Annotated in this window: 19 protein-coding genes; 14 read left to right on the plus strand and 5 right to left on the minus strand. The window is 69.5% G+C overall.

Features of this window, described 5'->3' with window-relative positions; genetic code table 11:
* Positions 1 to 194: 194 nt before the first annotated feature.
* The 7 genes from E0E30_RS11010 (at position 195) to E0E30_RS11040 (ending at position 9,312) form a co-directional block, all read left to right on the plus strand.
* Positions 195 to 1,211: an IclR family transcriptional regulator gene (locus E0E30_RS11010; RefSeq protein ID WP_130866313.1), complete on the plus strand. Its 1,017-nt coding sequence runs from the start codon at positions 195 to 197 to the stop codon at positions 1,209 to 1,211.
* Positions 1,212 to 1,237: 26 nt separating this feature from the next.
* Positions 1,238 to 3,217: a urocanate hydratase gene (locus E0E30_RS11015; protein WP_130866877.1), complete on the plus strand. Its 1,980-nt coding sequence runs from the start codon at positions 1,238 to 1,240 to the stop codon at positions 3,215 to 3,217.
* On the plus strand, positions 3,214 to 4,446 hold the full coding sequence (locus E0E30_RS11020) for an allantoate amidohydrolase (RefSeq protein WP_130866314.1): 1,233 nt from the start codon (positions 3,214 to 3,216) through the stop codon (positions 4,444 to 4,446). The genes E0E30_RS11015 and E0E30_RS11020 overlap by 4 nt, the downstream gene beginning before the upstream one ends.
* The gene (locus E0E30_RS11025) at positions 4,443 to 5,786 is read left to right on the plus strand and encodes a formimidoylglutamate deiminase (RefSeq protein WP_130866315.1); all 1,344 of its coding nucleotides are present in this window, start codon (positions 4,443 to 4,445) and stop codon (positions 5,784 to 5,786) included. Before E0E30_RS11020 ends, E0E30_RS11025 begins: the two co-directional genes overlap by 4 nt.
* Entirely contained in the window at positions 5,783 to 7,012 is a 1,230-nt protein-coding gene (gene hutI, locus E0E30_RS11030; protein ID WP_130866316.1) for an imidazolonepropionase, read from the plus strand. Before E0E30_RS11025 ends, hutI begins: the two co-directional genes overlap by 4 nt.
* A gap of 25 nt (positions 7,013 to 7,037) precedes the next feature.
* On the plus strand, positions 7,038 to 8,564 hold the full coding sequence (gene hutH, locus E0E30_RS11035; protein WP_130866317.1) for a histidine ammonia-lyase: 1,527 nt from the start codon (positions 7,038 to 7,040) through the stop codon (positions 8,562 to 8,564).
* Positions 8,565 to 8,730: 166 nt separating this feature from the next.
* Positions 8,731 to 9,312 carry an exonuclease domain-containing protein gene (locus E0E30_RS11040; protein ID WP_130866318.1) on the plus strand — a complete coding sequence of 194 codons (582 nt, stop codon included), beginning with the start codon at positions 8,731 to 8,733 and terminating at the stop codon, positions 9,310 to 9,312.
* Between the two features lie 75 nt (positions 9,313 to 9,387).
* Here E0E30_RS11040 and E0E30_RS11045 read toward each other — a convergent pair whose 3' ends face one another.
* From E0E30_RS11045 to E0E30_RS11065, 5 genes are all read right to left on the minus strand, one after another.
* Positions 9,388 to 10,827 carry an MATE family efflux transporter gene (locus E0E30_RS11045; RefSeq protein ID WP_130866319.1) on the minus strand — a complete coding sequence of 480 codons (1,440 nt, stop codon included), beginning with the start codon at positions 10,825 to 10,827 and terminating at the stop codon, positions 9,388 to 9,390.
* 137 nt (positions 10,828 to 10,964) lie between these two features.
* Positions 10,965 to 11,504, minus strand: coding sequence for a universal stress protein (locus E0E30_RS11050; protein WP_130866320.1), 540 nt, complete (start codon positions 11,502 to 11,504; stop codon positions 10,965 to 10,967).
* Positions 11,501 to 12,907 (minus strand): MFS transporter, encoded by a 1,407-nt coding sequence (locus E0E30_RS11055; protein WP_130866321.1) that lies wholly within the window; start codon positions 12,905 to 12,907, stop codon positions 11,501 to 11,503. The genes E0E30_RS11050 and E0E30_RS11055 overlap by 4 nt, the downstream gene beginning before the upstream one ends.
* Positions 12,904 to 13,383, minus strand: coding sequence for an SRPBCC family protein (locus E0E30_RS11060; RefSeq protein WP_130866322.1), 480 nt, complete (start codon positions 13,381 to 13,383; stop codon positions 12,904 to 12,906). Before E0E30_RS11060 ends, E0E30_RS11055 begins: the two co-directional genes overlap by 4 nt.
* 153 nt (positions 13,384 to 13,536) lie before the next feature.
* Complete coding sequence (locus E0E30_RS11065) at positions 13,537 to 14,781, minus strand: alpha/beta fold hydrolase (protein WP_130866323.1); 1,245 nt, start codon at positions 14,779 to 14,781, stop codon at positions 13,537 to 13,539.
* 224 nt (positions 14,782 to 15,005) lie between these two features.
* Between E0E30_RS11065 and cas3 the strand changes: the two genes are divergently transcribed.
* Genes cas3 through cas1e form a run of 7 tightly spaced genes read left to right on the plus strand, consistent with a single transcriptional unit; the run spans position 15,006 to position 23,520 of the window.
* Complete coding sequence (cas3, locus tag E0E30_RS11070) at positions 15,006 to 17,795, plus strand: CRISPR-associated helicase Cas3' (RefSeq protein WP_130866324.1); 2,790 nt, start codon at positions 15,006 to 15,008, stop codon at positions 17,793 to 17,795.
* Complete coding sequence (casA, locus tag E0E30_RS11075; protein ID WP_130866325.1) at positions 17,792 to 19,459, plus strand: type I-E CRISPR-associated protein Cse1/CasA; 1,668 nt, start codon at positions 17,792 to 17,794, stop codon at positions 19,457 to 19,459. Before cas3 ends, casA begins: the two co-directional genes overlap by 4 nt.
* Positions 19,459 to 20,088: a type I-E CRISPR-associated protein Cse2/CasB gene (gene casB / locus E0E30_RS11080; protein ID WP_130866326.1), complete on the plus strand. Its 630-nt coding sequence runs from the start codon at positions 19,459 to 19,461 to the stop codon at positions 20,086 to 20,088. The genes casA and casB overlap by 1 nt, the downstream gene beginning before the upstream one ends.
* Entirely contained in the window at positions 20,085 to 21,209 is a 1,125-nt protein-coding gene (gene cas7e, locus E0E30_RS11085) for a type I-E CRISPR-associated protein Cas7/Cse4/CasC (protein ID WP_130866327.1), read from the plus strand. The genes casB and cas7e overlap by 4 nt, the downstream gene beginning before the upstream one ends.
* Complete coding sequence (gene cas5e, locus E0E30_RS11090) at positions 21,206 to 21,913, plus strand: type I-E CRISPR-associated protein Cas5/CasD (protein WP_130866328.1); 708 nt, start codon at positions 21,206 to 21,208, stop codon at positions 21,911 to 21,913. Before cas7e ends, cas5e begins: the two co-directional genes overlap by 4 nt.
* Positions 21,913 to 22,578, plus strand: a complete 666-nt coding sequence (cas6e, locus tag E0E30_RS11095) for a type I-E CRISPR-associated protein Cas6/Cse3/CasE (protein WP_130866329.1) — start codon at positions 21,913 to 21,915, stop codon at positions 22,576 to 22,578. The genes cas5e and cas6e overlap by 1 nt, the downstream gene beginning before the upstream one ends.
* Before the next feature lie 3 nt (positions 22,579 to 22,581).
* The gene (gene cas1e / locus E0E30_RS11100) at positions 22,582 to 23,520 is read left to right on the plus strand and encodes a type I-E CRISPR-associated endonuclease Cas1e (protein ID WP_130866330.1); all 939 of its coding nucleotides are present in this window, start codon (positions 22,582 to 22,584) and stop codon (positions 23,518 to 23,520) included.
* Position 23,521: the final 1 nt, after the last annotated feature.

Below are 23,521 nucleotides of genomic sequence, written 5' to 3' on the forward strand. Positions count from 1 at the left end.
TCGACCATCCCCACAGATTCACCCGCCAGATCCGCACCACGCCGAAGGTTCTGCTGCCAATCACGGGACGATCGACGAAACTCACAGGTTTGAGTCGGGAAGATTCCACGTAACCTCTTCCCTTGCCGCCCAGCGACAGCTAGATTCTGCACATCGGCAAAGATGCCCAGAGACGCCACCGGGTGGGAGGACCCATGACGACGACCCCTGCGGGCCAGACGACCCCGACGATCCGTTCCGTCGAGCGCGCGCTCGACCTTCTCGGGGTGGTGTGCGACCACCCCGGCATCACCCTCAGCGACGCCGCCCGGAAAGTCGATCTGGCCCCCTCGAGCGCGCTGCGCCTGCTGCGTACCCTCACCGAGACCGGACACCTGTCGCGCAGCGCCGACGGGCTCTACGACGTCGGTCCCGAGCTCATCCGGATCGCCGGTCGAGTGCTCGCCGACAACTCCCTGCGCCGCATCTGCCGTCCGACGATGACGGCCCTGGCCGCCGAGGCCGGGGAGTCGGTCTACCTGTCGGTACGCCACCTCGACCGGGCCATGTACATCGCCCTCGCCACCGGGTCGCGGGCCATCCAGCACCGTTCCTGGGAGGGTCAGACCATTCCCCTGGAGACCAGCGCCTCCGGCGCGGCGCTCACCGGACGGATGGGCCGGGCCCGGTTCGCCGTCGTGGCCTCCGGCGTCGAGAAGGACGTCACCGCCATCGCCGCCCCCATCTGCCTGCACGGGGAGACGGTCGCCGCACTGAGCATGGTGGCCCCGTCGTACCGCCTCACCCCCGAGCTCATCAGCAAGTACGGAGCCCTCGTGGCGACGAAGGCCGCCGGTCTGTCGAAGATCCTCGGCGACAACCCGCCGCCACAGCAGCGTCGCAAGTCGTCCCGACGTCGCACGACGTCGGCCACCTCACCGGCCTCCCCGACCGAACCCGGCGACGACGCGGGTCGACGCACCACCGGGGCGCACTCCGTGTCCGGGCTGAACCGTGCCCCCGGCACCCAACCGCAGCCAGCACACCCCCAGGTGACCAGACTGCATCCCCTCCAGCCCGGCGCCGGTCAGCACCCAACCGCTCAACTCGGGCACCTCCAGAGCGGTCCTGCCCCGGCCACGCAGGGCACCCGCAGCCTCGGGCGCTTCGTCCCGGCCCATCCAGCCGCCGTGCAGAACTGCCCCACCTACCTCGACAGGAGCGCGCAGTGACGACGAACGAGACGACTTCCCGGGCCATGCACATCACCCTGGACGCCGCATGGCCGGACGACCCCGTCTTCGAGCCGGGTGTCCGGCGGGCCCCCTCCCGTGGGTTCCACCTCACCGACGAGCAGACCCGCACGGCCCTGCGCAACGCCCTGCGTTACCTGCCACCGGAGCTGCACGCCAAGGCCGCCCCCGAGTTCCTCGAGGAACTGCGCACCCTGGGGCGCATCTACGCCTACCGCTGGCGTCCGGCCGGGCGGCTCCATGGCAAGCCCATCGACGAGTACCGCGGCCGGTGCATCGAGGGCAGGGCCTTCCAGGTCCAGATCGACAACAACCTCGACTTCGACGTCGCCCTCTACCCGTATGAACTCGTCACCTACGGCGAGACCGGCTCGGTGTGCCAGAACTGGCTGCAGTACCGGCTCATCACGAAGTACCTCGAGCAACTCACCGAGGACACCACGCTCGTCGTCATGAGTGGACACCCGCTCGGGCTCTTCCCCTCCCGGCCCGAGTCGCCGCGGGTCATCATCACGAACTCGCTCATGGTGGGGCGCTTCGACAACCCCAAGGACTGGGAGATCAGCGAGGAGCTCGGCGTCGCCAACTACGGCCAGATGACCGCCGGCGGCTGGATGTACATCGGCCCCCAGGGCATCGTCCACGGCACCTTCAACACCATCCTCAACGCCGGACGCCTGCGTCTGGGCATCCCCGCAGACGGTGACCTGTCCGGGGTGCTCTTCGTGTCCTCCGGTCTCGGCGGCATGTCCGGGGCCCAACCCAAGGCCGCCGAGATCGCCCACGCCGTCGGCGTCATCGCCGAGGTCGACATGTCGCGCATCCAGACCCGCCTCGACCAGGGCTGGGTGGGCCATGTCTCCGACGACCTCGACGAGGTCTTCGCCCTGGCCGGCCAGCACATCGAGGCCCGGACGCCGGCGTCGATCGCCTACCACGGCAACATCGTCGACCTGCTCCAGTACGCCGTCGACCACGACATCTCCATCCCGCTGCTGTCGGACCAGACGAGCTGCCACGCCGCCTACGACGGCGGCTACTGCCCGCAGGGGTTGAGCTTCGAGGAGCGCACCGAGCTGCTGGCCACCGACCGCCAGGAGTACGCCCGTCGCGTCGACCAGACCCTCGCCAAGCACTTCGAGCTCATCTCGACCCTCGTCGACCGCGGCACGTACTTCTTCGACTACGGCAACAACTTCATGAACGCCGTCTTCGAGTCGGGGGTCACCCGGATCGCCAAGGGCGGGGACAACCGCAACGGCTTCATCTGGCCCTCCTACGTCGAGGACATCATGGGCCCCGAGCTCTTCGACTACGGCTACGGGCCGTTCCGCTGGGTGTGCCTGTCGGGCCGCCACGAGGACCTCATCGCCACCGACCACGCGGCCATGAGCTGCATCGACCCCGACCGGCGCGGGCAGGACCGCGACAACTGGATCTGGATCCGCGACGCCGAGGCCAATGACCTGGTCGTCGGCACCCAGGCGCGCATCCTCTACCAGGACGCCCAGGGCCGCATGGACATCGCCCTCAAGTTCAATGAGATGGTGCGCCGGGGCCAGATCGGGCCGGTCATGCTCGGCCGCGACCACCACGACGTCTCGGGCACCGACTCGCCCTTCCGCGAGACCGCGAACATCAAGGACGGCTCCAACGTCATGGCCGACATGGCGACCCAGTGCTTCGCTGGCAATGCCGCTCGCGGCATGAGCCTGGTCACGCTCCACAACGGCGGCGGCACGGGCATCGGCAACGCCGTCAACGGCGGGTTCGGGCTGGTCCTCGACGGCTCCGAGAGGGTCGACGCCGTCATCCGCAGCTCCCTGCTGTGGGACGTCATGTGTGGTGTGGCGCGGCGCGGCTGGGCCCGCAACGACCATTCCATCGAGACGGCCACCCAGTTCAACCTCGAGCACCCGGAGGCCCAGATCACCCTGCCCTTCCTCGTCGAGGACACCCTCATCGACGGGCTGGTGACGCCGTGAGCCTCGACGTCGTCGAGCTGCTGGGTCGCATCGAGTCGGTCGGACGGGCCGAGGACGGGTCCTACTGGAGGTTCTCCCTCACCGACGTCGACGCCGTCCTACGGCAGTGGTTCACCGATGTGGCCCACTCGCTCGGGCTGACGGTCGAGTCCGATCCCAACGCGAACCTCGTCGCCTGGTGGGACGGGGCGGACGGGGACGAGTCGCCCGGGGCCAGCAGGGCCGGGGCGGTCCTCACTGGCTCCCACGTCGACTCCGTCCCCGGCGGCGGCGCCCTCGACGGGCCGCTCGGCGTCGCCTCCTCGCTGGCCGCCGTGTCGCGGCTCATCGAGGCCGGGGTGCGCCCGTCGCGGCCGGTCGGCGTCGTCCTGTGGACCGACGAGGAGGGTTCACGGTTCGACATGCCCTGTCTGGGGTCCCGACTGGCCTGCGGCGACCTCGCCCCTGACAAGGCCAGGAACCTGCCCTGCCGGGACGGGGGCACGCTGGCCGAGGCGTGGACCGCCGCCGGGCTCGACCCGGCTGCCCTGGGCCCGACCACCTGGGCCCTGGACGCCGCCTGCCTCGTCGAGCTGCACGTCGAGCAGGGCCGGGCCCTGGCCGACGGACCGCACCCGGTGGCCGTGGCGACGGCGGTGCGTCCGCACACGCGGATGCGGGTCGACGTCGTCGGCCGACCGGATCATGCCGGAACGACCCTCATGCCGCACCGTCAGGACCCCGTCGTCGCGACCGCCGCCATGGTCCTGGCCGCCCGCCGGGCGGCCCTCGAGTCGCCCGACCCCATGGCCACCGCCACCGTCGGACGCACCCACATCGCCCCCGGCGGCACCAACGTCATCGCCGGCCAGGACACCTCCTGGCTCGACTGCCGCGCCGAGACCGAGGACGGCGTCCGTGAGGTGCTCGAGCGCATCGAGGAGGAGTCCGTCCGGGCTGGGAGGGCCGAGGGCTGCCAGGTGACGTGGACCCGCGAGTCGTGGACCCCGCGCGTCGAGTTCGACGCCGACCTGTCCGAACTCATGGTGCGGGTCCTCGGCGACGTCCCCCGACTGTCGACAGGCGCCGGGCACGACGCCGCCGTCATGGCCGCTCACGTCCCGGCGGCGATGCTCTTCGTCCGCAACCCCACCGGGGCCTCGCACACCCCGGCCGAGACCGCCAGTGACGCCGACTGCCGGGCCGGCGTCGACGCCCTCACCGCCGTCCTCGAGGAGCTCGTCCGATGATCCTGTGCCGTACCGCCCTGGTCGACGGGCAGTTCGTCGACGACGTCGCCGTCGGCGTCGACGACCGTGGCTTCATCAGCGAGATCCTCACCGGTGAACCGATCACCACCGCCTACGACGTCGACGGAGTCGTCGTGCCGGGGTTCGTCAACACCCACTCGCACCTCTTCCACCGGGCACTGCGCGGGGCCGGGGAGGGCGAGGACTTCTGGAGCTGGCGCACCGAGATGTACCGGCTGGCCGGCCGGCTCGACCCCGACGGGTACCACCGGCTCGCCATCGGCGTCTTCGGCGAGATGCTCGACGCCGGCTACACGAGCGTCGGCGAGTTCCACTACGTCCACCACCGACCGGACGGTCGGCCCTACCCCGGGCACGAGATGGAACTGGCGGTGGCTTGGGCCGCCATCGAGGCCGGCATCCGGCTCACCCTGCTCGACACCTGCTATCTGCACGCCGGGTTCGGTGCGCCGCTGGAACCGGCCCAGGTGAGGTTCGGGGACGGCTCGGCCGAGGGCTGGGTCGACCGCTGGCACCGGCTGGCCGACGCCCTGCCGCGCTCCCCGTTGGTGAGCCTGGGAGCGGCGGTGCACAGCGTTCGCGCGGTGAGTCCCGAGGAGATGGACGCCGCCGTCGACGGGCTGCCCGATGACGTCCCCCTGCACGTCCACCTGTCGGAGCAGCCGGCCGAGAACCGGGCCTGCCAGCAGGCCACCGGGTTGACGCCGACCGCGGTGCTCGAACGGGCCGGGGTGCTGTCGCCACGCACCACCGCCGTCCACGCCACGCACCTCACCGACGACGACATCGACGCCCTGGCGGCCTCGCGGACGACGGTGTCGCTGTGCCCCACGACCGAGGCCGACCTGGGCGACGGCATCGCCCGCGTCGCCGACCTCCTCGACGCCGGCGTGGCGCTGTGCATCGGGACCGACGAGGACGTCGTCACCGACCCCTTCGCCGAGCTGCGGCTGCTGGAGTCCGGGGCGCGGTTGATCGGTGGGCGGCGCGGGGTCGTGCCGAGCGAGGAGCTGTGGGCGATCGGTTCGCGGGTGAGCTCCCTGCTGCCCGGGGTCGGCCGCGCCGAGCGGGCCGGGCTCCGGGTGGGCGACCCGGCCGACATGGTCGCGGTGAGTCCGAGGTCGTCGCGTCTGGCCGGGGTGCCGCCGCAGCGGTGGCCGCTCGTGGCGTCGGCAGCGGACGTCACCGCCACCATCGTCGGCGGGCGAGTCGTGCCGGGAGGGTCCACGAGGCGGCTCGTGGCGGCGCTGGACGAGCTGCGCGGGCTGCCTGCCGAGCTGCGCGGGGAGCACCCCGAGCTGCGCGGGGACGGCCGATGAGCACCCTCGTCACCGGCATCGGACTCCTCGTCACCAACGACCCGGATCAGTGGGGCCACGAGTCCCCGCTGCCGGACGCCGACACGAGGTCCGCCGACCGGCTCGGGCAGATCCGCGACGCCGCCGTCGTCCTCGACGGGGACCGGATCTCCTGGATCGGCCGGGCGACCGCCGCCCCGGCGGCCGACGACGCCGTCGACCTGGGCGGGGCTGCCGTCATCCCCGGGTTCGTCGACTCCCACACCCATCCGGTCTTCGCCGGCGAGCGCAGCGACGAGTTCGATGCCCGTCTCACCGGGCAGCGCTACGACGGGGGAGGAATCCGGCGCACCATGGCCGCCACCCGGGCGGGCTCCGACGACCACCTGGGCGCCATGGTCGACGGGCTGCTGGCCGAGATGACCCGGCAGGGCACCACCTGCGTCGAGGGCAAGACCGGCTACGGGCTCGATCTCGCCACCGAGACACGATCGGCCAGGGTGCTGGCCGGGCGGGTCGACGAGGTGACCTTCCTCGGCGCCCACGTTGTCCCCCCGGAGTATGCCGCACGCCCCGACGACTACGTCGACCTCGTCCGCGGACCCATGCTCGAGGCCGTCCGCGAGGACGTCTCGTGGATCGACGTCTTCTGCGAGCAGGGCGCCTTCGACACCGACCAGACCCTGGCGATCCTCGCCGCCGGGCGCGACGCCGGCCTCGGCCTGCGGCTCCACGCCGCCCAGCTGCACCCGACCTCCGTCATCGCCCCGGCCGTCGAGATGGGGGTGGCCGCCATCGACCACTGCACCTTCCTGTCCGACGCCGACGTCGAGGCCATCGCCGGGTCGAGCACGGTCGCGACCCTGCTGCCGGCCGCCGAGTTCAGCACCCTCCAGCCCTACCCGGACGCCTCCCGACTGCTCGCGGCAGGGGCGACGGTGGCCCTGGCCACCGACTGCAACCCGGGCACGGCGTTCACCTCGTCGATGCCCTTCTGCCTGGCCATCGCCGTACGCGAGATGGGCATGACCCCGGCCCAGGCCCTGTGGTCGGCGACCGCCGGCGGGGCCGCCGCGCTGCGCCGCGACGACGTCGGCGTCGTCCGGGTCGGGGCGCGGGCCGACCTCCTCGCCCTGGCCGCGCCGAGCTGGCTGCACCTGTTCTATCGACCCGGGGTGCCGCTCGTCTCGCACGTGTGGCACCGCGGCGTCCACCACGACCTGTCCGTCCCCTCCCTCACGTTCTGACCGAATCCCCTGGATTGGAGCCCCCATGACCGTCCGCATCGGCACCCCGCTCACCTTCGACGACGTCGTCGCCGTCGCCCGTCACGACGAGCCGGTCGAGGTGACCGCCGAGGCCCTGGCCGCCGTCGACCGCGCCGCCCGGCACATCGAGGACCTGGCCGACGACGTCGTCCCCCACTACGGCATCAGCACCGGATTCGGCGCCCTCGCCTCCAAGCGGGTGCCGAGGGAACAGCGGGTCGCCCTGCAGCACTCGCTCATCCGCTCACACGCCGCCAGCACCGGAGCCGAGGTGGAGCGCGAGGTCATCCGGGCGATGATGCTGCTGCGCCTCAAGACCATGGCCTCGGGCCACACCGGCGTGCGCCGCGAGGTCGTCCTCGGCTATGGCGCCATGCTCAATGCCGGCATCACCCCGATCGTCGGCGAGTACGGGTCGCTCGGCTGCTCCGGCGACCTGGCCCCGCTCGCCCACGCCGCCCTCGCCCTCACCGGCGAGGGGGTCGTCCGCGACCGGGCCGGGCAACGGATGGACGCCGCCGCGGCCCTGGCTGCGGCCGGACTGGAGCCCCTCACGCTGCGCGAGAAGGAGGGCCTGGCGCTCATCAACGGCACCGACGGGATGCTCGGCCAGCTCATCCTCGCCCTGGCCGACCTCCACGTCCTCGTGACGACCGCCGACCTCACCGCGGCCATGACCGTCCAGGCCCTGTGCGGGATCGCCGCCGTCTTCGCCCCCGACCTGCAGCAGCTGCGCCCGCACGCCGGGCAGGCGGCATCGGCGGCGAACATCCTGGCCCTGCTGGCCGGGTCCCCGCTCATCCAGGCCGGCAAGGACGAAGCCCACAAGAGGGTCCAGGACGCGTACTCGTTGCGCTGCGCGCCCCAGGTGCACGGGGCGGTGCGCGACACCATGACGCACGCCGAGCACGTCGCCGGGGTCGAGCTCGTCTCGGCCGTCGACAACCCGGCGGTGACCGATGACCTGCGGGTGGAGTCGAACGGCAACTTCCACGGGGCCCCGGTGGCCTACGTCCTCGACTTCCTGGCCATCGCGGTGGCCGACCTGGCCTCGATGAGCGAGCGGCGGACCGATCGGATGCTCGACCCGGCGCGCAGCCGCGGGCTCAACGCCTTCCTCGCCGATGACCCCGGGGTCGATTCGGGCTACATGATCGCCCAGTACACCCAGGCCGGGATCGTCTCGGAGCTCAAGCGCCTGGCCGTGCCGGCCTCGGTCGACTCGATCCCCACCTCGGCCATGCAGGAGGACCACGTCTCGATGGGCTGGTCGGCCGCCCGCAAGCTGCGTCGCGCCGTCGACGGCCTGGGCAAGGTGCTCGGCATCGAGGCGCTCACGGCCGCCCGGGCCATCGACCTGCGCGGTCTGGGTGCCTCCGCCCCGGTCAACGAGGTCATCGCCCTCATGCGTGGCACCCTTCCGGCGCCGGGCCCGGACCGTTTCCTGGCCCCTGACATCGCCGAGGTCGACCGGCTCGTCGCCACCGGGGCCCTCGTCGAGGCCGCACGCGGGAGGGTCGAGCTGGGCTGATCGGGCAGGCACCGCCACGATTCCCCGCGCAACCCGACGTGCGGCCCCCGAACCGGCCGTGAGGGAGGTTGCGCGGGGAATCGTGGCGGTCGGGGCCGGGCACGGGTCGTCCGACCGTCGGCGGCCCACGCCATCTGCGCGGCACAATGGACCGCCGGGAGGGCCCATGGGAACATTCACGGCGATCGACTTCGAGACGGCCAACGGGGCCAGGGCCTCGGCCTGCTCCATCGCCGCGGTCGTCATGGACGAGTCCGGCCAGGTGCTCGCCACCCGGTCCGACCTGCTGCGCCCGCTACCCGGCCACGACTGGTTCGCCGCGCGGAACATCGACATCCACGGCATCACCCCGGCCATGGTGGCGGACTCCCCCACCTGGGACGAGGTCGTCGACGACTACCTCGACCTCATCGGTGCGGGCCCGGTGGTCGCCCACAACATGGCCTTCGACGCCAGCGTGTGGGACGCCATGGCGGCCGAGATCGGCACCCCGACCCTCGAAGCCCCCCGGCTGTGCACCTACCGCACCGCCGCGACCCTGCTCGGCTGGCCGCGCGGCACGATGAAGCTCGACATGGTGCATCGCCACTACTTCCCCGGCCGCACCTTCGCCCACCACCGGGCCGACGCCGACGCCCTGGCCTGCGCCCAGATCCTCCTGGCCCAGATGGCCGAGGCCGGGGTCGACCTGGCGTGGATGGTCGAGAACCGGGCGACGGCCCGTCGCCCCCGGGGACCCCGGTGGTGAGGCCGGTCCGTGAGCCGGTGACACCCACGACGGTGCGGACAGGTCGTGCACCGGTCCGTGGCGGGGACACTTCCCTCAGGCGGCACCGATCTGACGGGCCCTGACCCTCTTGCGCCACACCATCGCCAGGGTCGTCGGGGCCGACATCGCGACGAAGGCGAACCAGGCCGCGGTGAGTCCGCCACCGTGACGCACGATGAGCCACGCGATGACGACCACCGTCCAGTTGCTCACGGCCTCGACGTAGAGCGGGCTCATGGGGTCGCGCATGGCCCGCAGCGCCCCGGAGTTCTGGATCGTCGTGCACCAGAACGGCTGGGTGAGCATCATGACCGGCAGGGTGATGGCCGCCAGGTTGGCCACCGACGGGTCCTGGGTGAAGCAGGCGACGATGGGCCGGGCCAGCAGCGAGACGACGATCCCCAGGCACACCGCGATGCCGAAGGCCCACCGCTCGGTGCGCCCGGCGACCTGTCGGGCGAGCATCGGCCGACCGGCTCCCAGAGCCTGTCCGACGAGGGTCGTCGTGGCGATCATGAGGGCGATCCCGGGCAGGAAGACGAGACCCTGGATGCTCATCTGGACCCGCTGGGCAGCCATGGAGTCTGTGCCCAGCTGCGAGACGATGATGGTGAAGACGAGCCAGGCTCCCGAGATGACGAGCTGCTCGCCCGCGGCCGGCAGGCCCAGCCGCATGATGGCCCGGGCGGCCTCCCAGCGCGGTTTCCAGTAGACGAGGATCGTGCCGACGGGACGCTGCAGGGAGACCCCGGCGCGGCCCTTGGCCATGAGCCAGACCATGGCGACCAGGGCCAGCGTGCGCGAGATGGCGGCGGCGATGGCAGCCCCTTCGACGCCCAGCTCGGGCGCACCGAGGTGGCCGTGGATGAGGATGAAGGCGAGCACCATGTTGATGGCGTTGGCACCGGCGGTGACGTACATGGGGGTCCGGGCGTCTCCGGCCCCGCGCAGGACGCCGCCGGAGATCATGAGCATGGCCAGCACCGGGGTGGCGGCCAGGGACACCGACAGATAGCTCGCGGCGATGCCGGTGGCGTCGGCCGGGAGCCCGAAGATCGACGCCACCGCCGGCGCCCCGAGGGCCCCGGCGACGGCCAGCGGGAGCGAGAGGATGAAGCTCCACATGAGTGCCTGCCGGGCCAGCCGGGTGCCCTCGGCGGGATTGTCGGCGCCGACGGCGTGGGCGACGAGGATCGACCCGCCGGTCGACAGTCCCGACAGTGCCGACAGGACGATCTGCATGACCTGGATCGCGGCCCCAGCCCCGGCCAGGGCGGCCGCCCCGAGGGTGGCGACGAGGAGGGTGTTGACGACGTCGAGGCTCATCTCGAGGAGGTTCTCCCCGAAGATCGGCACGCTCAGCCGGATGATCCGTCGGCGCAGGACGGTGGGGTCCTCGAGGGAGCGGGCGCGCACGATCTCGGGGTCGGGCGGGCAGGTGTCGTCGACCCCCTTCGGGAGGACGGGATCGGTGAGGGGCTTCTTGTCGACCATGGTTCCCACATCGCGACGACTGCTTGGACTCGGCCGATCATCCTACGGTGCGCTGCGGGGCCCGCTCGATCCCGAGGGCCGGCCGTGCACCATTGAGCACACGGCCGGCGGGTCTCCGGTCGTCCGGGAACACCCGGTCAGGAATCGACCCACTCGTCCCCGGTCGGCATGAGGCGGGTCGGACGCACGACGAGGACGTCGCAGTGGGCGCGCCGGGTGACGGCCGTCGAGACGACCCCCATGAGCCGTTCGGCCAGGGAGACGTCGCGTCGGGCGCCCATGACGATGAGGTCGGCGTCGTAGTCGTCGGCGGCTGACAGGAGGGCCTCGGCCGGGTCGGCGTCGACGAGCAGGGAGGCGCGGATGTCGGCGTCGAACATGTACGCGAACCCCATGGCCGACTCGATGGCATCGAGGGCGGCCCGCTTGCCCTGCACCCTGCCGATCCGCGGGTCGGCGCCGGTCGTCGTCGTGTTGATGGCCTCGGCGCGGCCACTCAACGGCGTGTAGGCACAGACGATGACGAGCTCGGCCTCCTGCTCGGCGGCCAGGTGGGCGGCCCGGGCGACGGCCGGGACGGCCAACGGGGAGCCGTCGGTGCCCACGACGATGGTGTGGTACGTCGGCCGGTCGAGGAACTCGTCCTCGAGCTGGTCGATCTGCGAGCTCTCGGTCATGCCTGTGCTCCTTGCGCGCTCGGGGCTCCCTCGGTGGTCGGGTTGTCGAAGACGGCGTCGACGTCACGGACGATCGGCGGCTCCTTGATCCACAGCATGGCCAGGGCGGCCAGGCCCAGCAGGATGGCGGCCAGGGTGATGGCCGAGGTGGGATTCGAGCCGAGCAGGTGCGAGTAGATCGGCCCGAAGGTCACCGTCTGGATGAGCATGGGGATGACGATCATCATGTTGAGGATGCCCATGTACACCCCGTATCGGGTGGACGGGATCATCCGGACGACCATGATGAACGGCACCCCGAGGATGGACGCCCAGGCGACGCCGAGGCCGATGATCGGCAGGAAGAGCAGGTACTGGTTGGTGATGTGCGGGAAGATGAGCAGGCCGACCGTCGCCAGCAGCAGGGAGCAGGTGTGCACCCACTTGGCCCCGTGCTTGCGGGCCAGGCTGGCCAGCCAGAAGGACACGCAGAAGCAGACGATGTTGTAGGCGCCGTTGACCGATCCGGTCACCGAGACGGCCTGCTCGTAGAGGGAGCTCTGCTTGACGGTGTCGGTCACCCCGAACACCGACTTGCCCACCGACAGCGAGACGTACTGCCAGTAGACGTTCATGGCGTACCACTGGAAGAGGTAGACCAGGGCGAGTTTGCGCATCTCGACCGGCATGTCGATGATGGCCGACCCGATCTCCTTGAACATGCCCAGGCCCTTCTCGGCCTTCTTCTTCGCCTCGATCTCGGCGAGCTCGGAGGGGGTGGGGGGCAGCTCGGCTGTCGAGTGGACCGAGACGAGCACCGATCCGATGGAACAGACGGCGCCGATGAAGAAGGCGATGAGCACCCAGGTGGGAAGCTTGCCCGTCGTGCCGCCGAAGAGGTGCGGGAAGGCCCAGATGCACATGTTGGCCAGGGTGATGCCGAAGCCGGCGAAGAAGGACTGGGCGAGGAAGCCCTTGGCGAGTTGGCTGGGGGGAAGGCGGTCGGAGATGAAGGCCCGGTAGGGCTCCATGGCGGTGTTGTTCGAGGCGTCGAGCAGCCACAGCAGCAGGGCCGCCATCCAGATCGCCGAGACGAAGGGGAAGAACGCCAGGCAGACCGAGCAGCCGATGGCACCGACGATGAAGAACGGCTTGCGTCGTCCCCACCTGTCGCTCCACGTACGGTCGGACCAGGCGCCGATGAGCGGCTGGATGAGCAGACCGGTGATGGGCCCGGCGAGGTTGAGCAGGGGGAGCTCGTCGGCCGAGGCGCCGAGCATCTGGTAGATGGGGTTGATGGCGGTCTGCTGCATCCCGAAGGAGTACTGGATGCCGAAGAAGCCGAAGTTCATGAGGAGGATCTGCCTCATGGACATCATCGGCTTGGTGCGCACCACCGTCGCCGTGGAGGCTGCCTCGCTCATCGCTGGCCTCCCGATCCGCCGCGGGACTCGAGGAAGTCGGCCAGGCGTTGCATCTCCAGCTCCCAGCCGGTCGAGTGCTTGCCGGCCTCGGCGGCCTCGTAGGGGCCCTGGATGACGCGGACCAGGGTGCCGTGACGCCGGTACTCGGTGAACTCGACCCTCAATTCCATGGTGAGGGTGGGGTCCATGCCGGGGTCACCGGAGATCCGTTGCAGGGCGACGAAGACCTCGGGCCGGAAGAACTCGGTGAAGATCGCCTCGGTGGTGACGCGGTTGGTGGGATCGTCGTCGACGACCTTGACGTGGTGGTGGCGCCCTCCGGTGCGCAACTGCGAGACGACGGTCTCCTTCTCGACGTGCCAGCCGGGGCTGCCACGCCACTGGGACATCTGCTCGGGGTCGGTCCAGGCGTCGAAGAGGAGCTCCCGCGACTGCGGGAACACCCTCTCGACGATGACCATGGTGTCGGCGGTCATGTGAGTTCCCCCTCGGTGGGGTCGTGAGGCGGATGGGACGGCGGGGGGTGGGGCGACGGCGCCCTCGCACGTCCCGCTTGATGAGCACTCTAGGTCGCGGCGACGCCGAGCGCCGGACTTTGGATCACATCCCGGACATGACCGAGCCCGGCCTCACCTCACGAGGTCTCCCCGGGCCAGGCCGATGAGCCGGTCGAGGACCGCGCCGCCGGAGGCGTTCGACCCGTTGTGCTCGTACTGGTTGGTGACCCACGGGTGCATCTGCGGCAGCAGGGCGGCGGTCTCCAGGGAGAACCGTCGCGGCACGTAGGCGTCGTCGTGGTAGACGGCGGCGGCGCACGGCACCTCGGCCCGGGCCAGGGCGTCGGCGTCGTAGAGCGTGGGCCAGGGGTGGTCGGCGATGATGTCGGCGACCTCCTTCCACGGCCGCAGGGCGGAGTCCTCGTCGAACCACTGCGGCATGAGGTGCTCGCCGGTGAGAAGGGTCGGGTCGTCCCGGAAGGACGGCGGCAGACAGCGAGCGGCCGACCAAGCCGTCGTGACGCCATCGGCGTAGGACGACTCGTGGATGACGGCGTAGAGGACGTTGCGGCCACCGAAGGGCAGCAGGGAGTCGAGGTCGTACCGGAAGTTGCGGGAGCTCGGTTCGTACTCCAGGAGGTAGTGCAGCTTCTCGGCCCCACCGGAAGCGCCGAGCAGGTGCCCCAGCGAGCGCACCCGTGAGGGGCTGACGGCGTCCCCGCAGGGAGTGCGCACGCCACCCTCGGCGGACAGGTCAAGGAGCTGGCGGACGCGGTCGCGGTCGCCGGGGAAGCGCCGGTAGAACTGCTCCGACTTGGCCGCCAGGGTGGCGTAGCAGGCGGCGTAGACCTCGTCGGCGCCGCGACCCACCGGGGGAAGCCCGCCGGTGAAGTAGCCGGCCAGGAGCGACTCGGCGTGCACCGACAGGTAGCGCAACAGGGTGAACCCACCGAAGGACTGGCCCAGCGCGGCCCACTGGTCGACGCCGAGGTGACGACGCAGGTCCTCGCAGTCCTCGACGATCTCGTCGGCGCGCAGGTGGGTGAGGTACTCGGCCTGGTCGGCGGCCGACCCGAGGGGCTCGGAGACCGGGGACGACAGCCCGGTGCCGCGCTGGTCGAGCAGCACCACGCGGTAGTCCTCGAGGGCTCGGGCGAGCCAGCCGGGGAAGCCCGGGTCGGTGAGGGTCGGACGCGGCGACTCACAGCCCGGACCGCCCTGGAGGAACACGAGGTAGGGCTTGTCCTGGTTGGCGCGCGTGGAGACGACGCGGGCGAAGATCTCGATGGTGCGCTCATCGGCGGCGTCGGAGTGGTTGAGGGGGACGACGAGGCGGACGTCGTCGAGGAGGAGGCCTGGGATGCTGCGGTCGGTCATGGGGACGACTGTAGTGAGACCTCCGGTAGCGTGGAGTCTGCTCTGCCAGGCAGAGGTGAGCCCTTGTTGGGTTGGGTGAGGTACACAGCCCGGGCGTCTTCCCCGCCGTCGCGGGGGTCGATGACGAGCCTCGCTACCACTCTCCACATTTTTCTCAACTTGTTTGGTTGTGTGCTCGGATTCGTGCTATCGTCCTGTCAACATCCATCGCAAGGAGAGCGTCGATGCTCAACACGTGGTCACCGCAGGCGAGGTCCTGCTGGGGCAAGACGAATGCCGAAGGAGACTGGCTGCCCGTCGTCCAGCACCTCGAGGACGCCGCCGGAGTCATGACCGAGGTGTGGAGTCTGCAACCACGCTCCATCAGATCACTGCTGTCGGACAGTCTTGGCGGAGAGCGGGCCGCTCAGACGTTCGAGTGCTTCCTCGCCGGGATTCATGACGTCGGCAAGATCAGCGCGGATTTCGCCCACATGGCCCGATTCCCACGCCGCGATGGAGTCTCGACGAGCCATCTGTGCGACCGGATGGAGCGTCAGGGATTCGTCATCCTGACTCCCGAACATCCGATTCCTCATGGCACGGTGGGCCAGCTCCATGTCGAGACCTGGCTGCTCCGCCGCTACCACCATGCGCCGAGGGCACGTCGGAGCGCTCGCAACATCGCATCCATCGTCGGGGGTCACCACGGGACGAACCCGACGGAGGGTGACGTCGAGAACCTGAGAACCGAGATGTCCCGGGAGGACGAGCTGTGGCGCACGACCCGCGACGAGGTCCTCGACACCATGGTCACACACACGGGCGCCGACGCGTTCCTCGCGGACTGGATGAGTTCCCCCATCCCCATCGAGGTCCAGGTGCTGTCCGAGGCGCTCGTCATCATGGCCGACTGGATCGCCAGCTCCGAGTCCCTCTTCCCCTATGACCTCACCGACTCGACTCCGGACCGCGTCCGCCGCGCGGCCTCACGTCTTCATCTACCTCGCCCGTGGCAGCCGAGCCCCGGGCCCGACTCCGCGGACGATCTGTTCCCGACGAGCTTCCCGTCCTTGGCCCATGGCTCCCCCAACGCCATGCAACGAGCCGCTGTCGAGGCGGCGTCAGCGATGACCGACCCCGGGCTGCTCATCATCGAGGCACCCATGGGTCAGGGCAAGACCGAGGCCGCCCTCATGTGCGCCAACGTGCTGGCCCGCACGTTCGGACAGGGAGGCATCTTCTTCGGACTACCGACGATGGCGACCTCCAATCCCATGTTCGGGCGAGTGCGCGAGTGGCTCGACGCCGTCCCGGCCGACGGTCCGTCGAGCATCACCCTGGCCCACTCGAAGGCCGGTCTCAACGAGCAGTACCAACAACTCATGCCCTGGAACGCGTCGATGGCCGTCTACGACGAGGGCACCTCACAGCGCGAGGCCTCGGCGATCGTTCACGAATGGCTTCTCGGTCGAAAGCGCGCCATCCTGGCCGATCACGTCGTCGGCACCATCGACCAGGCGCTCTTCGCGGGGCTCAAGGCCAAGCACGTCGTGCTGCGTCACCTCGGTCTGGCCAGCAAGGTCGTCATCATCGATGAGGTCCATGCCGCCGACGTCTACATGCGCGAGTACCTCAAGGTGGTCCTCGAGTGGCTCGGCGCCTACCGCACACCGGTCATCCTCATGTCCGCGACCCTGCCACCCTCGCAACGGGAGGAACTCGCGCTGGCCTACGCCAAGGGAAGCCGCGGACGGCGTGCCACGATCACCCTGCCCAGCTCGGACGAGTATCCACTCATGACCTGCGTCGTTGACGACGTCGGCCAACGCGGCTCGTCGGCCGACGCACCGACGCGGCAGGTCACGGTGCGTCGAGTGAGTGACTCCCTCGACGATCTCGTCGCCCAACTCGAGGAGAGGATGTCCGACGGCGGTTGCGTGGGGGTCATCCGGGACACCGTCGCGCGGGCCCAGGCGACATTCGATGTCCTGCGGCAGCGTCTCGACTGCGAGGTCGTCCTCGTCCACTCCCGCTTCGTCGCACCGCAACGTGCCCGGCGGGAGGCCGACCTCGTCCACCGCCTGGGCCGCTCTGGCAGCAACCGACCCGACCGCATCGTCGTCGTCGGCACCCAGGTGCTCGAGCAGTCCCTCGACGTCGACTTCGACCTGCTCGTCAGCGACATCGCCCCGATGGACCTCCTCCTCCAGCGCATCGGTCGACTGCACCGACACGACCGGCACCGTCCGACACCTCTTCGTGACGCCGTCTGCCTCGTCACGGGCGTCGATGCCTGGGACGACGAGGGCCCGACCTTCAGCCGAGGACTTGACCTCGTCTACGAGACGGACTCCCTCCTGCGCACCGCAGCCCTCCTCGAAGGCCTTCCCACCGGAAAGATCTCGATCCCCACGGACATCCCCCGCCTCGTCCGGCGGGCCTACGAGGAGCCCTTCCCCTGGCCCCACGGCTGGACATCTCGGGGCGAGAAGGCCGCACTCGAGGCCAGGTCGAATCGTCAGCTGGCGGCGACTCGCGCCGTGACCTTCCGTCTCGCCGATCCATTCGGCGCCTCGAGCCTCATGAAAGGGCTCACCGACATGGCTTCCTCCGACCCCGAGAACACCCGCGGCCACGCAACGGTGCGCGACTCCGAGGACTCCATCGAGGTCATCGTCGTCCAGCAGTCCGACAACGGCCACCGACTGCTCGACGACATCGGGGAGTTCTCCGGAGCGGAGCTGCCGCTGTTCGGCGCCCCTGACGGTGATCTGGCACGGGCCGTCGCATCGTGTACCGTCACCCTTCCCCGGTCACTGTCGAACCCCTGGGACATCGATCGGACCATCGCCGAGCTCGAGGCGGCTCCGATCGACCTCAGCTCCTGGCAGGCATCCCCATGGCTGCGCGGTCAGCTCGTCCTCGTCCTCGACGTTCATGGCAATTCCACACTTCTCGGACATCCACTTCATTACGATCACCATCGGGGGCTCACAGTCGAGCCCCTCCCACAGAACGGAGCATCGGCATGACGAGCGCCTTCAACCTCATCGACGACCCCTGGATCGCGGCAAGACGCCACGACAACGCCGTCATCGAGGTGTCGATCCGCGAAGTCTTCCATCAGGCGACCAGTTTCCGGGGGCTCGCCGGCGAGATCCCGACACAGGAGGCTGCGGTCCTTCGCCTCCTTCTGGCCATCGCCGTCCGCGCCACTGCCGAGTACCGCAGTGACGACGAGAAGGTCGACGACTGGGCTCAGTGGTGGGCGTCAGGGCTCCCGCTGGAGCAGCTCGACGACTACCTCGACCGGTGGCACGACCGGTTCAACCTCTTCGACGACCGGGTGCCATTCATGCAGGTCGCGGATCTGCACACCGGCAAGGGCGGGTATTCAGGCCTACTCAAGATCATCAGCGAGGTCCCCGCGAACGACAAATTCTTCACGACGAGGGACGGGGCCGGTATTGCGTCCTTGAGCTACGCGGAGGCCACCAGGTGGCTCATTCACGCCCAGGCCTTCGACGTCGCGGGCATCAAGTCCGGCGCCGTGGGCGATCCGCGTGTCAAGGATGGCAAGGGGTTCCCCATCGGGACGGGCATCAGCGGCCCCATGGGCATCGTCATCGTCGAAGGCACCAACCTGGCCGAGACGATCCTGCTCAATCTCTTCCTCGACGACGATCCCGAGGCGGATGTGCCGGTGTGGGAGCGTCCACCGCAGACGGCAGCCCCCGACGCCGAGCACCCGGTTCCCACCGGATGCGCCGATCTCTTCACCTGGCAGAGCCGGCGCGTGCGACTCATCGCCTCGGCGGACCGCGTCGTCGACGTCCTCCTGTGCAACGGCGACAAAGTCGAATGGAAGTACCTGCTGCACAAGGATCCGTCGACCGCGTGGCGCTTCAGCGCACCCCAGACGAAGGCGGCTGGGCAGATCGTCTACATATCCCGCAGCCACGACCCCAGCAAGGCCATGTGGCGCGGGCTGGAGCCCTTGCTGGCCCGCGAACCCTCGGCCGATGACACGCGCAGGAAGAAGGCCGGCGAGCCGGACAAGGTCTGGCTCCGACCGGAAATCTTCGAGCAGCTCGCGTCCTTGACGAGCGATGGCGCTCTGCCTCGCGATCACCTCACCCGCGTGCGAACCGTCGGCATGGAGTACGGCGGCCCTAACAATACAAAATCAGTCATAAAGACCACCATCGACGACTCTCTTCCGACGTCGGTGGCCGTCATCGCCGACGAACGGCTGGGTCGGCTCGCAGTCGACTGCGCTCACACGGCCGAATCCCTTGTCTTCGCCCTGCAGAACCTCGCTTCCGATCTGGCGGCCGCGACCGGCGACGAGTCGGAGGGGGTCCGCCCACGGGCCGCCGAAGCTGGATTCTCCGCCCTCGACCCGACCTATCGAGACTGGTTCGGTCACCTCACCAGCACCACCGACATCGCCACCGCGACCTTGGCTTGGCGCAGGACCGCCCGGCGCGTCGTGCACGAGGTCGGCCTCCAGCTCTGCCGCGACGCCGGGTCGGCAGCCCTCACCGGCCGCATGGTTCCAGTGCCCAACACCGAGCGACACGACCTCATGGACCTTGCCCGCGCCTGGCAGCGATTCCTCTCCCGAGTGCGCTCCAGCGCCCCCCTACCCGATGATCCTCAACGCGACACCAAGTCATCCTCGAAGGAGCAGTGATGCCAGAACCATGGAATGACGTCAGCGCTGCGACGCTCGGCGTCGTCAACCACCTGCAACGGGGCTACCTCGCCACGCCGCGCGATCCGTGGGCGGTACGGACTCTGGCAGACCTACGCCACGCCGACGCAGCCCACGCCGGAACCGATCCCGCGCTGTGGGAGATCACCCTCGGCCACCTTCCGGAGGACCTGGTGGGCCACGGCGCATCGCCGGCGACGTACGCCGAACGAGCCGTCCACGCCGCCGTCGTCCTTTATGCCATCCATCAGCAGTCTCGGCCCAGCCCGATGCATGTCAAGGCCATCGGGCTGGGGCAGGCAGTGCGGATGCTGTCAGCACGGCGCTCGACGAGCACCGAGTGGGACCCCGGCACGGTCTCCCGATTCCAGCACCTGTGCCGGGCTCAGCAGTGGGCCATCCGCATCGAGAACCTCCGAGGGCTCGTCACCCTCATGCGATCCGAGGACGTCCCGCTCGACTACGGCCGGCTCGCTGCCGACCTCTGGCGACTCCAGACCTCGGCATCCGACCGAGTCCTCCTCGACTGGGGACGGCAACTCCACCATGTCCCCTCACACGACCAGAACCCGTCCACTGACAGCACAGACCAAGGAGAACCCCGATGAGCTCGTACTACGTCGACATCCACGTCATCCAGAATGTTCCTCCGTCCAACATCAACCGGGATGACACCGGGTCACCGAAGTCGGCCCTCTACGGCGGGGTCCGACGCGCCCGCGTCAGCTCCCAGGCGTGGAAGAAGGCCGTCCGCACGTCCTTCAAGGACTTCCTGCCCGCGTCCCAGACCGGCGCGCGGACACTGCGCGTCGTCGAACTGCTCATGAACCGCCTCACCGCCGATCCCTACCGACTGGCGCAGGAGGATGCTCGACAGAAGGCCCTCGCGGTCGTCAAGGCGCTCGGTCTCAAGGCCGACAAACCTCGAGTGAAGGACGGCTCGGGCCACGAGGGCGTCGAGCGCACCCAGTACCTCGTCTTCTACTCCAACCAGCAGCTCGATCGCCTGGCGCAGCTCGCGGCGACCTCGGAGGGCAAGATCTCCAGTTCCGACGCCAAGAAGGCCGCCGATTCCGATCATGGGATCGAGGTCGCGTTGTTCGGTCGCATGGTCGCCAATTCCAAAGACCTCAACGTCGACTCGGCCGTGCAGGTCGCCCACGCGCTGAGCACCCACGCCGTCGAGATCGAGTCCGACTACTTCACCGCCGTCGACGACTACAAGCTCGATGAGGACGACGCCGGAGCCGGCATGATCGGAACCGTCGAGTTCACCTCCGAGACCCTCTACCGTTTCGCCACGGTCGCCGTGTCGACCTTGGAGAACAACCTGGGCGATGTCGACCTCACGGCCGATGCCGCCTCGGCCTTGGTCCGTGGGTTCGTCATGTCGATGCCCACCGGCAAGCAGAACACGTTCGCCAACAACACCGTGCCGGACGCCGTCGTCGTCCAGATCCGCAAGGGGCGATCGGCCAGCTTCGTCGGCGCCTTCGAGGACGCCGTCACCTCCACCACCGGTGGGTTCGTCGAGGCATCGTGCAAGGCACTGGCGACCTATGCGCACGACTGCGAGGAGGCCTTCCTCGGGGCACCGGTGGCCTCCTTCGTCACCCGGGTCGGCACGCGCACCGAGGCCGTCAGCGCCATGGGCACTGTCATGTCCATCGACGACCTCGTCTCGTCGGTGCGAGACCAGGTCGCCACCGTCCTGCGAGCGCAGTCGTGACTGTCCTGCTGCTGCGGCTCGCCGGCCCTCTGCAGTCCTGGGGAGATTCGAGCCGGTTCACGACCCGCGCGACGCGTCGCGAGCCGACCAAGTCGGGCGTCATTGGGCTGCTGGCAGCGGCGCAGGGGCGACGTCGCACCGACAGCATCGAGGATCTCCTGACGTTGCGGTTCGGTGTGCGCACCGACCAGCCCGGCTCGGTCGTCCGAGACTTCCAGACGGCCATGGACTGGGCGCACCCCAAGAAGGACGGCAATGTCGACGCGATGCCGCTGTCACACCGCTACTACCTGGCCGATGCCGTCTTCATCGCGGCGGTCGAGGGGGATCGGTCGCTGCTCGAGGGGCTCGACGAGGCCATCGGAGAACCGGCGTTCCCCCTGTACCTGGGCCGCCGCGCATGTCCCACGGAGGGACAGGTGTCCTTGGGTATCCGCGACGACGAGATGCTGTCTGCCTTGGAGACCGAACCGTGGCATGCCAAGCCCTGGCATCGACGCCGTTTGGGCCGCTCGGTGCACCTGCCCATCGCCTACGACGCCGCCCCCGGCCAGCTCGGAGACACCGTCCGAGACCTTCCGCTGAGCTTCAACCCGGAGCGGCGCGAGTACGGGTGGCGCGACGTCGCCTCGACGACTGTCGTCGTCGACAACCCCGACGGCAACGACGAACCCGACTGGTTCGCAGGCCTGGAAGGAGCGTGATGTTTCTCACCCAGTTCGACGTCAACGTCGCCCGCCGCGACGCCGTGCGTCTGTTGGCATCTCCGGAGCGACTCCATGCTGCGGTGCTGAGCTCGTTCCCGCCTGGCCAGTCGACGTCCGACGGAGGCCGAACCCTGTGGCGACTGGACCGTGGGCCGACTCCCCATGAGGCGAAACTCATGATCGTCAGCCCGCTGAGACCTGACCTCACCGTGCTCAACGAGCAGGCCGGATGGTCGACGGGGGTGTCGGGGCGGTCAGCCGACTACGACCCCTTCCTGCAGGGCCTCCGACCCGGCTCCACCTGGCGGTTCAGGTGCGCGGTCAACCCGACCACTGCAGTGCGCGAGTCCGCGAGAGAACGGGGACGGCGTCTGGGCCACGTCACGGCCGAGCAGCAACTGGCTTGGTTCATCGACCGCGCCCACCGGCACGGATTCAGCGTGCCGGAGGCCGACGACGGGGGACCGTCGGCCCGGGTCACTCGTCGGGAGGTCCTCAAGTTCCGACGCCAAGGGGCCCTGGTGACCCTGGCGATGGCGCAGGTCGATGGCGTCATCGACGTGGCCGATGCCGACGCCGCACGTCTCGCCTTGACTCATGGCATCGGTCCAGCCAAGGGATACGGCTGTGGCCTCATCACCCTGGCGCCGATGACGAGGTGACCCATGGCCAAGCCGATCCCGGGCGCGCGGCCCGCTGAGGTCCAGGAGTTGGCGCGCGCCCAGGACCGGCTGAGCTTCATCTACATGGAGCACTGCATCGTCAACCGCGACTCGAATGCCATCACCGCGTCGAACCAGCAGGGGATGGTGCACGTGCCCGCTTCGATGATCGGGGCACTATTGCTCGGTCCGGGGACCAACGTCACCCATCAGGCGATGGTGCTGCTCGCCGAGTCCGGGGCGACGACGCTGTGGGTGGGCGAACACGGCGTGCGCTACTACGCGCATGGACGGCCCCTGGCGCGGACCACCCGGCTTCTCGACCTGCAGGCTGAGGCAGTGACCGACCGCACGAAACGACTGGCGGTGGCTCGACGCATGTACGAGATGCGCTTCCCCGATGAGGTCGCGACCGGGCTGACCTTGCAGGAATTGCGCGGGCATGAGGGAGCACGGGTCCGACAGGCCTACCGGGATGCGGCCGTCCGATTCGGAGTCGACTGGGACAAGCGCAGCTACAAGGTGGAGGATTTCGAGTCGTCCGACCCCGCGAACCAGGCCCTCACCGCGGCGACGACCTGCCTCTACGGAGTCGTGCATTCCGTCATCGCGGCGCTGGGGTTGTCCCCCGGGCTCGGGTTCGTGCACACGGGCCATGATCGGTCCCTCGTCTACGACGTCGCGGATCTGTACAAGACATCGCTCGCGGTGCCTGTCGCGTTCAAGTGCGCTGCGACCTCGAGCGTCGACGATGTGCCCGCCGCCACACGCCGAGCCATGCGCGATGCCATTCACGATTCGAAGCTCCTGAGCAGGTGCGTGGAAGACATCCACACCCTTCTCGACGCTCCGGGTGATCCCGATGATGGGTACGGGTGGGATGTCGTCGACCTTTGGGACGACCGCGCCGGCACGGTCGCCGCAGGGAGATCGTGGGCGTAGC

The sequence above is a fragment of the Acidipropionibacterium timonense genome (assembly GCF_900605005.1).
GTDB lineage: Bacteria > Actinomycetota > Actinomycetes > Propionibacteriales > Propionibacteriaceae > Cutibacterium > Cutibacterium timonense.